Below are 13,633 nucleotides of genomic sequence, written 5' to 3' on the forward strand. Positions count from 1 at the left end.
AAAAAAATTATAAAATATAATCTTTTCCACAAAAGGGGTTTTGATTCGTATAATTCTCTTTAATTAATCGTCTGAAAGAAGCTCTACGTAGCGGCCTGTACCGATTGCTACACAAGTAGTAGCCTCGTCAGCTGTCATTGTGTTGATACCTGTGCGGTCCTCGATAAGCTCCTCAAGACCACGAAGAAGTGCACCGCCACCTGTAAGAACGATACCTCTATCAGCAACATCGGCTGCAAGTTCTGGTGGAGTCTTCTCAAGTACTGAGTGAATAGCCTCAACAATCTGCATTGTAGATTCCTTAAGGGCCTCTTCTGTCTCCTCTGATGAAACGGTGATTGTCTTTGGAAGACCTGAAACAAGGTTACGTCCTCTAACATCCATTGTCTCTGGCTCGCCAAGTGGGAAGCAACGACCGATTTTAATCTTGATATCCTCGGCTGTACGCTCACCGATAAGAAGATTGTGCTTCTTACGCATGTAACGAACAATAGCTTCATCAAAATCATCACCAGCAACCTTGATAGATGTGCTGACAACTGAGCTACCAAGTGAGATAACAGCGATATCTGCTGTACCACCACCTATATCTACAATCATGTTACCCATTGGAAGTGAAATATCGATTCCAGCGCCGATTGCTGCTGCGATAGGCTCCTCGATAATCTTAACGTCACGTGCGCCTGCTGCAAAAGCTGCATCCTCAACGGCACGCTTCTCTACTTCTGTAGCTCCAGAAGGAACGCAAACTGCAATACGAGGCTTACGATAGCTCTTCTTGCCCATTGCCTTCTGAACGAAGTACTTAATCATTTTTTCTGTAACTGTATAATCTGAAATAACGCCCTGACGAAGTGGACGAACTGCTACGATGTTACCTGGAGTACGTCCAATCATAAGACGTGCTTCCTCACCGATTTCTTTAATTTTGTTAGTATCTCTATCAAAAGCCACAACTGAAGGCTCTTTTAAAACAACGCCCTTACCCTTTGCATAAACAAGAACGCTCGCTGTACCTAAATCGATTCCGATATCTGATGCTGCCATGTTATAAATCCTTTCTATCAACTAAATCAAAGTATATTAAATGTCTTATAGACAAAAATACGCATTTTTACGTTTCTATTATATACTAAAATACTTAAGTTTCAAGAGTGATTTAGAAGCACTTATCACACAGCTTGCATGCTGATGGAGTGATTGCGCAGCCTCCCTTGGCAGTTTCCCTAAACTCTACCGGCAAGCGGCGTCCCACGTTGTACATACAATCCAGCATCTCGTCTAATGGAATCATTTGGGTAATTCCAGATAGTGACATTTCTGCTGCAACAAGTGCATTTGCCGCACCAGCTGCATTTCTGTTTTGGCAAGGATATTCAACAAGTCCCAGCACTGGATCACAGATAAGGCCCAGCATGTTCATAAGCACTGTGGATGCCGCGTAGGTACATTCTCTAGGTGTTCCCCCCATCAACTCTGTGGCTGCCGATGCTGCCATCGCGGCCGCCACGCCTACCTCTGCCTGACATCCTCCAACGGCACCGGAAACTGTAGCATTCTGCATTGCCAAATATCCGATTGCACTGGCATTGAATAATCCATCGATGATTTTATCATCAGGAATATCGTACTCCTCCTGGAGAGCAAGCAGTACACCTGGCAGCACGCCTGATGAGCCTGCTGTAGGTGATGCCACAATAAGTCCCATAGATGCGTTGACCTCAAGCACTGCCATGGAATAGGTGATAGCCTTTGACATCAGGCTGCCAACTATTGATTTTCCGGCTTCTCTGTGGTTATTCAGCTTTTTGGCCTCTCCGCCGATAAGGCCACCCATTGATTTTACTGCAGTCTTTGTTGGGCTGATGGCCGAATCCTTCATTATCTTCCAAGCCTGCTGCATCTTATTTATTATTTCATCTTCAGTTGTTTCAAACTTGCTACATTCACGCCTTTTCATGGCATTAGATATGCTGATTCCTTCCCTCTCGCATATCTCAAGCATCTCTTCTGCTTTCTTAAAATCCATTACAATACCTCTATATCTGCACTAGCATTACATCTTCAACATATTCGTTTTCTTTGATAGCTTCCTTGAGCTCCTCTGGAAGAGCACTATCAGTTTCTACTATAGTATAGGCTCTCTCATGCTTGCCCTCTCTGAAAAGTCTCATGAATGCAATGTTGATGTCACGATCGCTAAGGGCGCTTGCGATATGCTTGATAACGCCAGGCATATCCTTTTGAACGATGATTGCCGCACTGTACTCGCCTGTGAAATGCACTGGTACATTGTCGATTCGCACGATTCGGCACTTGCCACCACCAATGGATTCTCCACGGACATCCAACGTCTTTCCATCATCCATGATGATGTGGATATCTACTGTATTAGGGTGCAAATCGGTTTCAGTTTCGTTGGTGGTGAACTGAAAATCTACCCCCTGCTCTTCAGCTATCTTAAAGGAATCGCGGATTCTTGTATCATCTGTTTTAAATCCTAGGATTCCTCCAAGTAAGGCTTTATCGGTGCCGTGGCCACGATAAGTTTCAGCAAATGATCCGTACAGGGTAAAATCAACATGCTTTATATTGCCGCCTGCCATTTTCCACGCTAGGTAAGCAATGGAGCTGGCACCCGCTGTATGTGAACTGGATGGACCAATCATGTTTGGTCCCAAAACATCAAAAACACTTATATTACTCATATTTTCACCTTCGAAATAAATTGTAATTAAATACTACCACAGCATAATATTTCTATAAAGAAAAAAACACCAGCGCTTTCACGCTGGTGGAATAATCGGGGAGTGCGACCAAAGTGTCCTCTGGTCGCTGAGTTATGAAAAATTTGGTATTAGCTTTCCGCTAGTACGTGTAGTAATATAACGTCCTTATGTGATGGTTAGGTGAAGATTTTAAAAGTTACTCATATAATTTTGTTTGCGGCTTATAGGTACTCCTTTAGGTACTGACCTGTGTAGCTCTTTTTAACCTTTACAATCTCCTCTGGGGTACCCTTCGCAATTACGGTACCACCTCTATCTCCGCCGTCTGGGCCCATGTCGATGATGTAATCTGCACACTTGATTACATCAAGGTTGTGCTCGATAACAACTACCGTATTTCCGGAATCAGATAGCTTACGCATGATTTCTACAAGCTTGTTAACATCATCAAAATGAAGACCTGTGGTTGGCTCGTCTAGGATGTAGATGGTCTTTCCTGTGGCACGGCGAGAAAGCTCTGTAGCAAGCTTGATACGCTGCGCCTCACCACCTGATAATGTGGTGGATGGCTGACCAAGCTTGATGTAGCCAAGTCCTACATCATACAAGCTCTGAATCTTGTTAAGGATGCTAGGTACATTCTTGAAGAACTCTACCGCTTCCTCCACCGTCATATCAAGTATGTCGTAGATAGTCTTTCCTTTATAATGAACCTCAAGAGTCTCACGATTGTATCTCTTACCACCGCAAACCTCGCATGGTACATAAACGTCTGGCAGGAAGTGCATCTCAATTTTGATGATACCATCGCCTGAACATGCCTCACATCTACCGCCCTTTACATTGAAGGAGAATCGGCCCTTGCTGTAGCCTCGCTCCTTGGCCTCTGTTGTGCCGGCGAACAAATCTCTGATTAAATCAAACACGCCTGTATATGTGGCAGGGTTGGAACGTGGGGTACGTCCGATTGGAGACTGGTCGATGTCGATGACCTTATCAAGTGCCTCTGTTCCTATAATATCATCATGCTTTCCCGAAACCTTACGGGCACGGTTCAATCGCTTCGCCAAATCCTTGTATAAAATCTCGTTAACAAGGGAGCTCTTACCTGAGCCTGAAACGCCAGTTACAACTGTCATGATGCCAAGTGGAATATCCACATCGATGTTCTTAAGGTTATGCTCTCTGGCGCCCTTTATTGTAAGCCAGCCCTTTGGCTGTCTACGTTCCTTTGGAACTGGGATGCAAAGCTTGCCGCTAAGGTATTGACCTGTGATGGAATCTGGACATGCCATGATTTCCTCTGGGGTTCCTGCGGCGATAACTTGTCCACCATCCTTACCTGCGCGAGGCCCGATATCCACAAGATAATCCGCAGCCTTCATAGTATCTGCATCATGCTCTACTACGATAAGAGTGTTACCCAGGTCTCTAAGGCCCTTAAGGGATGCCAGTAGCTTGTCGTTATCCTTTTGGTGCAAGCCGATTGATGGCTCGTCTAGGATATAGGCTACGCCAACTAAGCCTGAACCAATCTGTGTTGCAAGGCGGATACGCTGAGCCTCTCCACCTGAAAGTGTGGCGGTAGCACGGCTAAGTGTAAGGTAATCCAAACCTACATCCACCATGAATTTAAGTCTTGCCTTAATCTCCTTTAAAACAACAGCACCGATTTTCTTCTGCTGTTCGGTAAGATTCAAGCCATCTATCATATCGTAAAGCTCATGTACTGGGTACTGAGTCATTTCGAAGATATTCTTGCCATCCAATGTAACTGCCAGTGATTCCTTCTTTAGACGCTGACCGTGGCAGCATGGGCAATCACTGTAGAACATGAACTCTTCGTATTCTTTTTTAGCTGATTCAGAAAATGTCTCCTTGTATCTGCGGTTAACATTTTCAATCAATCCCTCGAAAACTGTAGGGTAAACGCCATGGCCCCTTTGGCCCTGGTAATGCACATCTACCGAACGGTCAAAGCCGTGGATAAACATGTGTCTTATGTTTTCTGGAAGCTCCTTGTATGGAGTGTCCAGTGAGAAATCGTATTCCTTTGCAAGTGCCTCCAAAAGTGCGTGGGCAAAGCTGGTGCTCTTGTTTGAAGACTGCCAGCCCATTACCTGAACCGCCCCCTGATTAAATGAAAGGCTCTTGTCTGGAATCATCAAATCCTCGTCAAATTCCATTTTGTAGCCCAAACCAAAGCACTCTGGGCAGGCACCAAATGGGTTGTTGAAGGAGAAGCTTCGTGGCTCTACCTCATCGATACTGATTCCGCAATCAGGACATGAAAAACCCTCGGAAAATCTGATAGGCTCCCCATCGATAACGTCTACAATCATCAGGCCATCAGCCAGCTTAAGCACTGCCTCGATGGAATCCGTGAGACGCTTTTCAATGCCTTCCTTTACAACCAATCGGTCTACAACTATTTCTATGTTATGCTTGATGTTCTTATCAAGCTTTATTTCCTCGGAAAGATCGTACACATTGCCATCTACGTTGACACGTACATAGCCGGATTTCTTAGCCTTTTCAAAAAGCTTTTCGTGTGTACCCTTGCGGCCTCTAACGACAGGGGCCAACAGCTGAATCTTGGTACGCTCTGGCAATGCCATAATGGCATCCACCATCTGGTCTACTGTCTGCTTGCTAATTGGCTTGCCACAGTTTGGACAATGTGGCACACCACATCTGGCGTACAGAAGACGCATGTAATCGTATATCTCTGTAACTGTTCCAACTGTAGAACGTGGGTTGTGGTTGGTGCTCTTCTGGTCGATTGAAATGGCTGGTGGCATACCTTCCATGTGCTCTACATTTGGCTTTTCCATCTGGCCTAAGAACTGGCGCGCGTAGCTGGAAAGAGATTCCATGTAGCGTCTTTGGCCTTCAGCAAAAATGGTGTCGAAGGCTAAGGATGATTTTCCCGAACCCGACAATCCTGTAAGCACAACGAACTCATCACGTGGGATGTCTAGGCTGACATTTTTAAGGTTGTGCTCGTTGGCGCCTTTGATTTTTATGTATTTTCTTTCTTTCATTTAACACCTCATCCACCGCTAAAGCGGTCCCCCTTCCCCTCAAGGGGAAGGCTATAATTCTCGTAACATATTTTTAAGTTCAACCATCTTGTCGCGGTATTCGGCAGCGGCTTCGAAGTTGAGCTCGGCGGCAGCCTTTTGCATCTTCTTCTGAATGTCTGCAATCAGCTTCTCAAGCTCCTTCTTATCCATTTCCTCAGGGTCCTTCTTAAACTGCATCTCCTTGTGGGCGATATCCTTTGAAATAGATATAAGCTCGCGGACGGATTTTTGTATAGTCTTAGGAGTGATACCGTGTTCCTTATTGTATGCCTTCTGAATCTCGCGACGACGCTCTGTCTCGGAGATGGCCTTTTCCATGGATTCCGTGATGGTATCGGCATACATGATTACGTGGCCCTCGGAGTTTCGGGCTGCTCGTCCGATAGTCTGAATCAGCGAGCGCTCACTTCTAAGGAAGCCTTCCTTATCTGCATCAAGGATAGCAACCAGCGTAATCTCCGGGATATCCAAGCCCTCTCGAAGCAGGTTGATACCAACTAATACATCAAACACATCCAGGCGCAAATCTCTGATGATTTCTGCGCGCTCCATGGTATCAATGTCTGAATGCATGTATTTAACTCTGACGCCAAGCTCTGCCAGATAATCTGTAAGATCCTCCGCCATTCGCTTGGTAAGAGTGGTTATCATTACCTTATTTTTCTTTTCAACTTCCTTTTGGATTTCGTTGAAGAGGTCATCAATCTGCCCCTCAACTGGCCTTACCTCCACCTCAGGATCAAGCAAGCCTGTTGGGCGAATAACCTGCTCCGTTCTAAGAAGCTCGTGCTCCTCTTCATAGTCACCAGGTGTTGCACTTACAAACATAATCTGGTCTATCTTTGATTCGAACTCACCGAAATTAAGCGGTCTGTTATCAAGCGCTGATGGCAATCTGAAGCCGTATTCAACCAAAGTCTTCTTACGTGCCTGGTCACCCGCAAACATTCCTCGCACCTGAGGAAGTGTGATGTGACTCTCGTCCACTATAATAAGGAAATCATCATCAAAATAATCTATCAGGCACTTAGGTGGCTCTCCCGGCTGCTGGTTAGTCATGTGCCTGCTGTAGTTTTCTATGCCGGAGCAGAAGCCTGTCTCTCTAAGCATTTCTATATCAAAATTAGTACGTTCTGATATTCGCTGGGCTTCTATAAGCTTGTCCTCTGACTTGAAGAACTTCACCCTTTCATCCAGCTCTGCCTCTATGCTGGCGCAGGCTGAATTAATCTTATCTTGAGGGATAACATAGTGACTGGCTGGGAAAATAGCTACATGCTCAAGCTCGCGCTTCACCAGGCCCGTCATAATATCAGTCTCGCAAATGCGGTCTATCTCATCTCCAAAGAATTCGATACGGATACCGTAGTCGCTGGTGTTGGCCGGGATAACTTCCAATGTATCACCTCGCACTCTGAAGGTACCGCGGTCGAAATCCATATCGTTTCGCTGATACTGGATGTTGATAAGCTCATGGATAACATCATCTCTGTCCTTAAAATCTCCAGGGCGTAGGCTAACCATCATGTTCTGGAAATCATCTGGCTCACCAATGCCGTAAATGCAGGAAACCGAAGAAACGATGATAACGTCACGGCGTTCTGACAAAGAAGCTGTGGCTGAAAGACGCAACTTATCTATTTCATCATTAATAGAAGAATCCTTCGCGATGTATGTATCCGTGCTAGGCACATAGGCCTCTGGCTGGTAGTAATCGTAGTAAGACACGAAATATTCCACAGCGTTCTCTGGGAAGAATTCTTTAAATTCGCTGTATAGCTGGCCCGCCAAGGTCTTGTTGTGAGCAATGATAAGGGTAGGTTTGTTCAGCTGCTCAATGACATTAGCCATGGTGAAGGTCTTACCAGAACCTGTAACACCAAGAAGTGTCTGCATCTGGTTACCTTCCTTGAAACCCCTTACCAAATCTGCGATAGCCTGTGGCTGGTCGCCTGTTGGTTTATATTCTGAATGTAATTTGAAATCCATAACTGGCCCTCGAAATCTACATTGTTGTTGGTTGTTAATTGTTCTTTCTGATTGGCTGCGCAATTTTAATTGTGCACAATCGTATGTATTTTATTATATCATAGCTATTTGATATGTCAAACATCTGTTTGTTATTTGTTTGGGTTTTCGGTTGCTTTGGAGCTATCGTTATTTTATCTTGACATATTGTTATAGTCATGTTATATATAACATCGTGTTATTCACAGGACACACCGCTGTAATTTCATACAGCATCATGCAATTTCATCATGGCTTTAGCAGCAAGCACATGATGAAGTATAACTTCAGCAAAAGTTATGGTTTGCATCCAATTGCCGTTATCGGCGTTTAGTACCCACCATTAATATGAATATTGACGCGTACTAGGACTTTTTGCGCTTTTTATGAATTTAGACGCAATCCCTGGCTAGTTTTTGCTTGCAAAGTTAAGTTTTTTTCGAGATTCTAAATCTCCACTTAAAAATTGATTTTGCTGTTAAGTTTCTATGAAAAAAAAATATTTTCACTTAAATTTCGTTAAATCATTTTAGCTAAACTTAAGTGGAATATGCATTTCTAAATATTCACTTAACAGAGCAAGGCAACTTGTTAAGTTTCTCCCTAAAACTAATTATTTTCACTTAACAATCTGCCTTTTTATTCCAATTTATTTAAGTTTATTTTTATAAAATCTATTTAAACTTAACAGCAAAATCAGTTTTTAAGTGAATTTATATTTTTCCTGATTTCACTTAACTTCTCCAAGCAAATCATATAAGTGAATTTTCAAAAACCTATTTTCACACTTAACTGGCCCCCAAAAAGCTCCAAGCCACGCCAAAAACACCATTTTTAAGGAGGAAACATGTTATCAACACCAACAATAGACAGCAATAAGCTGGTTCAATCTATCTACCAACTAATGGATATCGCAGATAAAGAGCTGCTTTCGTCACCAAAGGGTTTTATCCGCCTAGAAAGCAGCAAGGGATATCCCAGATTTTATTACTACAAGAACCGCTCCGATACCAAGGGCAAATACATGTCAGCCGACAATATCGGATTCATCACATCCATCTGTCAGAGGGATTATCTAATGAAGGTTTCCAAGCGCATGCACGAATTGATTTGTAAGATTAAAAAGGGAATGCATGTGGATTTATATGTAGAGCTGGATAACATCTACTATTCCTTTAATCCAGGGAGGAGGTCGCTGATTACACCGATTATTCCGGACATCGAAACCTTTGTCAAAGACTGGTACAACGATAATCCCAGCTGCCAGAACTCTTACTCCGTGGATAAGGGCGTCTACACTAAAAACGGGGAGCTGGTGCGTTCCAAATCAGAAAAGATTATCGCGGACAGACTGTTAGATTTTGAAATACCTTATGTGTATGAGCCAAAGATTGTTCTAAGCGACCATCTTAAATATCCTGATTTCATTACGCTGAACAAGCGAACCAGAACCACCATTATCTGGGAGCATTTTGGACTATCTGATGACCGAAACTACAGTGTCAACAACATGCTGAAGCTGTCTTTATATGAACAATCCGATTACCATCTAGGTAAGAATCTTATTGCTTCCTTCGAGACTAGCGATGACCCGCTAAATTCTTATATTGTAGACAAAAAAATAGAGGCATTCCTTTTATAGGAATCCTCTATGATAAATCAATTTAATAATGCAAATCCTCGTCCTCTTTGGCGATGTCTTCAGCAGACATGTACTTGCGGAATACCTTTTCAAGGATAGGATGTATTGCGCATGCAAAGATTCCAGGAGCAAAGACGATGAGAATCATGATGCGATACATCAAATACAATAGTGCGATAGTAACGGCTACAATTGCCACGCTCCAGCCAATGTTGACAATCATGATGATTGCGGAATTCTTGAAGGATGCCTTGAAGCTGTTTTCAAAGCGGGCGATGTATGCAAAATGATATATAGCCCAAACTATTGTAAATACTAATAACACTAAGAAGAAAATAGATGCTGCAGCAAATGGGCTATTAGCAGAAACCATATTTCTTGTTATGTAGATGTCGCCTGAAAGGATTGCAAACAATACCATGAATATCAACCATGATAAGGTGGACTGCTTGAAATTATCCTTGAAGGAACGGAAAAACTCTGTAGTATAGCCACGTCCCTTGTAAATGCATTTATGTGTTGCGTAATAAAGCGCTGTTGCGCTGGCACCAATTGTAAATATTGGCAACGAGCATACTATGAAATATAAGCCCAACAATATCACATCTGTTGCCTTTGAAATGCCATCAAATATCTTACTGTTAAAAAATCTTCCCAAAACTTATTCTCCTTCTACTTCATACAAAAGCTTATAAAAATTCTCCATGTATTCTTCGCTACCGCTTAAATCAGCGATTACAAGATAATTGATATTATCCGCCAAGCCAAAATATTCATGGATTTTGCTATCAGAGATATCTACAGCTACGTGACCTGTGTAGGTGTTTCCATCGTCTCCTACCACTGAGGCTTCGTATAGCTTGTCCGCTGACCACTCTGATAAAAGATAATCTGGAACTGTCGTTTCAAGCTCACGGATTGCTCCCATGTTTACCAGATAATCAACCCCCGCCTGATCCGTAAATGCGAAGTCAAGCTGACCTGACATTACATATATATCTAGGCGATTGCCGTAACCACCCATGTTGGCGCTTTCGTCAGTGTATAAATCTGCAGTGATATTAACACCATCGTGCTTTGACATTTTAAGCTGGTCATGGAGAGTTTCGTTTAATTCGGTGTTGAACTGGCCTGAGTTTATGACCATTCCATAAACCTTGTATTGTACGTAGGTTAAAGCGTGATGCACACCCCAAGTGATGGCGCCGATTATCAAAACTATCACTAAAATATGTAGCTTGTAATAAGCCCATATATATTCAAGCTTTTCGCCAAAGCTCATTTGACTGAGCTTTGCTTTTTCCCCCGCCCAAGATTTCTTAACTGCTTCTTGTTCTGTGTCTGTAAAATTATTCATTGTTTACCCTCATCCGTCAGCTGCGCTGCCACCTTCTCCCACAGGGAGAAGGCTTTCTTACATATCCTAGCGTAAAAAAACGGCTACCGCAATACACGGTAGCCATTTTTAATAAACTTTTAATAATAATGGAAGTCGCAGCTATCTTAGATATCCAAAAGCTTTGCGTAAGCTGCAAGAGCATCTGATGTATCGCCAGCAAGTACCTTCTTTGCAAGTACCTTTCCAAGCTGAACACCTTCCTGATCGAATGAGTTTACATTCCATACGAAGCCCTGGAACATAACCTTGTTTTCGAAGTGAGCAAGAAGAGCACCAAGTGTCTCTGGTGTAAGCTGCTCGCCAACGATGATTGAAGAAGGTCTATTACCTTCGAAGTATTTATTTCTGTTGTCATCATCCTTACCGCAGGCGAAAGCCATGATCTGAGCAGCAACGTTAGCCTTAAGCTTCTGCTGTGATGTGCTTCCCTCGATAACAACGTCTGTTGCCATCTGGCTCTTCTTGAAGCCTACGAACTGAAGTGGGATGATGTTTGTTCCCTGATGTAATAACTGGTAGAAGCTGTGCTGACCGTTTGTACCAGGCTCGCCAAAGATAACTGGGCCTGTAACGTAATCAACTGGCTCTCCAAATCTGTTAACGCTCTTACCGTTTGACTCCATGTCGAGCTGCTGTAAGTGAGCAGGGAAACGGCTAAGTGCCTGTGAGTATGGAAGAACTGCTGTAGACTCGTATCCGAGTACGTTTCTTTCATAAACACCAATAAGTGCATCAAGAAGTGCTGGGTTCTTGCGAATATCAGCGTTCTTTGCAAGGGCATCTTCTGCTGCTGCACCATTTAAGAATCTAGCGAATACATCTGGACCAAATGCAAGTGAAAGTACTGCGCCACCTACTGAAGATGTAGATGAGTAACGACCACCGATGTAATCATCCATAAAGAATGCATCTAAGTAATCAGCAGACTTAGCAAGTGGTGATGTCTCAGATGTAACAGCAATCATGTGCTTAGAAGCATCAAGACCAGCCTTTGCAAGGGCATCCTTAACAAATGACTCGTTTGTAAGAGTCTCAAGTGTTGTACCTGACTTAGATACAAGGATGAAGATTGAGTGAGCAACGTCAACGCCAGCAAGTACAGCTGCTGCATCGTCAGGGTCTACATTTGAAATGAAGTGAGCCTCCATCTTGAATGTGCCTGTAACCTTTGCCCAGTTCTCAAGTGCAAGATACATAGCGCGAGGGCCAAGGTCAGAACCACCAATACCAATCTGAACTACTGATGTGAACTTCTCACCCTTTTCGTTTACGATTTCACCTGCGTGAACCTTGTTAGCGAAGTCAGCGATACGCTCCTGCTGCTTTACGTAAAATTCTCTCTTGTTAACGCCATCAGCCATTACATCATCGCCAAGCTGACCACGTGTGAGCTGGTGAAGAACTAATCTCTTCTCACCTGTATTGATAACCTCTCCATTGTAGAGGGCTGCGTACTTGTCAACGAGCTGTGCCTCATCAGCAAGCTTTGCAAGTGCGTCAAGAACTGTGTCATCTACCTGCTTTGAAGCAAAATTGTATGTCATTCCGTTTGACATTGGAACAGCGTACTCAGCGACACGCTTTGCACCGTTTGCTCCAGCCATAGCTGTCTTAAGTTCTACCTGATTCTTAAGCCCCTGGAGAGTCTTGAAAGACTCGAGCTTATCAAAATTTTTCCATTCTATCATTTTGATCACTCCTTTATATATGAAAAATGTGTTTACTAAAACGATATCTATGAAATTGTATAATAAATGCCCTCTCTTTTCAAGAAAGAGGATTCAAAATTCACAAATCGACTTTTTTATGTAAAAATACCTATTTTTCGACCTCTTTTGAGATATAAACACCAATTTCTCTGATGAATTTTAGAACCGTAGGCTTCATTTCTGCAGGGAAGGATGTAAGAACTGGCTCGGTTTCAAAGCTCAACACACCATCAAATCCACTGTCCTTTAAGCCACGGATGAAGGCTGGCCAGTTTGTAGAGCTTTTGTTATCCCTGGTTTTGGTAAAAGTAAATGGTAGCTGATGAAGGTCGGCGCAGCCATCATTGTCGTGAAGATGCAGCACCTTTAGGCGTGTGCCAAGGGTGGTGATAAAGTCGTAGAAATCAAGCTTTACGATGTTGGCATGGCCGATATCGAAGCAGAAGCCTAGAACCTCAGCGCCATATTTTTCATTGAATGCATCGATGCGAGCCGCTGCTTTTCTAGCGTCGCAGCATGGCCCCTCAACCAAATGAGAATTTTTGCCCTCTAATACGCTGTTGTATAGGTTTTCGATACAGATGGTGATGTGATTTTCAGCGGCAAAGCCTGCAATGGAATCAATAAATTCCGCCGTCTTTTGCCATTCCTTCTCCTCACTACCTAGCTTTTGAATCAGCTTCACGCCGTGTATAACGATGTTTGGGCACTCTAGGAATTTGCAGATTTCCATGCTCTTTGGGGCAACCTGCTCCCAAAGATATTTATTCATGCCCACATCGCCGTCCGGCACAAGGATTGGGTATGGCATGTGCATTTGGTTGATGCGGATGCCAGCCTGCTTTGCGGCTTCCTTGTGGGGCGTGAAAAATTCCCTAAGCTCCTCCACAGATTTGTCGAAGAAGGGATTAATATCACCGGCGTAGATATTTTTGTTATATAGATAGGCGTTAAGGCTGAAGTCGCAGCAGGTGAAGCCCGCCTCCTTCAACATCATGAACCCCTCTAGTGGATTGTCATCATTTACCACGCTTTTTGTTTGTACACCAATATCAAACATA

General features: G+C 43.4%; 10 protein-coding genes. 1 reads left to right on the forward strand and 9 read right to left on the reverse strand.

Annotated elements, in window-relative coordinates; genetic code table 11:
• Positions 1 to 63 precede the first annotated feature (63 nt).
• From BM097_RS10640 to uvrB, 5 genes are all read right to left on the reverse strand, one after another.
• Entirely contained in the window at positions 64 to 1,047 is a 984-nt protein-coding gene (locus BM097_RS10640; protein WP_090549226.1) for a rod shape-determining protein, read from the reverse strand.
• A gap of 112 nt (positions 1,048 to 1,159) precedes the next feature.
• Positions 1,160 to 2,029: an L-serine ammonia-lyase, iron-sulfur-dependent, subunit alpha gene (sdaAA, locus tag BM097_RS10645; RefSeq protein WP_090549229.1), complete on the reverse strand. Its 870-nt coding sequence runs from the start codon at positions 2,027 to 2,029 to the stop codon at positions 1,160 to 1,162.
• A 10-nt stretch (positions 2,030 to 2,039) separates the two neighbouring features.
• A complete protein-coding gene (gene sdaAB / locus BM097_RS10650) occupies positions 2,040 to 2,708 on the reverse strand; it encodes an L-serine ammonia-lyase, iron-sulfur-dependent subunit beta (RefSeq protein ID WP_090549232.1) in 669 nt (222 codons plus the stop codon).
• Between the two features lie 242 nt (positions 2,709 to 2,950).
• Positions 2,951 to 5,773 carry an excinuclease ABC subunit UvrA gene (gene uvrA, locus BM097_RS10655; protein ID WP_090549235.1) on the reverse strand — a complete coding sequence of 941 codons (2,823 nt, stop codon included), beginning with the start codon at positions 5,771 to 5,773 and terminating at the stop codon, positions 2,951 to 2,953.
• Between the two features lie 51 nt (positions 5,774 to 5,824).
• Entirely contained in the window at positions 5,825 to 7,804 is a 1,980-nt protein-coding gene (gene uvrB, locus BM097_RS10660; protein WP_090549238.1) for an excinuclease ABC subunit UvrB, read from the reverse strand.
• Positions 7,805 to 8,669: 865 nt separating this feature from the next.
• Between uvrB and BM097_RS10665 the strand changes: the two genes are divergently transcribed.
• Positions 8,670 to 9,464, forward strand: a complete 795-nt coding sequence (locus BM097_RS10665; RefSeq protein WP_090549240.1) for a hypothetical protein — start codon at positions 8,670 to 8,672, stop codon at positions 9,462 to 9,464.
• Between the two features lie 22 nt (positions 9,465 to 9,486).
• On the opposite strand, the gene BM097_RS10670 is transcribed toward BM097_RS10665, so the two are convergent.
• The 4 genes from BM097_RS10670 to BM097_RS10685 form a co-directional block, all read right to left on the reverse strand.
• Positions 9,487 to 10,122 (reverse strand): YesL family protein, encoded by a 636-nt coding sequence (locus tag BM097_RS10670; RefSeq protein ID WP_090549243.1) that lies wholly within the window; start codon positions 10,120 to 10,122, stop codon positions 9,487 to 9,489.
• A 3-nt stretch (positions 10,123 to 10,125) separates the two neighbouring features.
• A complete protein-coding gene (locus tag BM097_RS10675) occupies positions 10,126 to 10,821 on the reverse strand; it encodes a hypothetical protein (RefSeq protein ID WP_090549246.1) in 696 nt (231 codons plus the stop codon).
• A 146-nt stretch (positions 10,822 to 10,967) separates the two neighbouring features.
• Positions 10,968 to 12,551, reverse strand: a complete 1,584-nt coding sequence (locus tag BM097_RS10680) for a glucose-6-phosphate isomerase (protein WP_090549249.1) — start codon at positions 12,549 to 12,551, stop codon at positions 10,968 to 10,970.
• Between the two features lie 130 nt (positions 12,552 to 12,681).
• Complete coding sequence (locus tag BM097_RS10685) at positions 12,682 to 13,632, reverse strand: sugar phosphate isomerase/epimerase family protein (RefSeq protein WP_090549252.1); 951 nt, start codon at positions 13,630 to 13,632, stop codon at positions 12,682 to 12,684.
• Position 13,633 lies beyond the last annotated feature (1 nt).

Source organism: Pseudobutyrivibrio sp. OR37, from assembly GCF_900113655.1.
Taxonomy (GTDB): Bacteria; Bacillota; Clostridia; order Lachnospirales; family Lachnospiraceae; genus Pseudobutyrivibrio.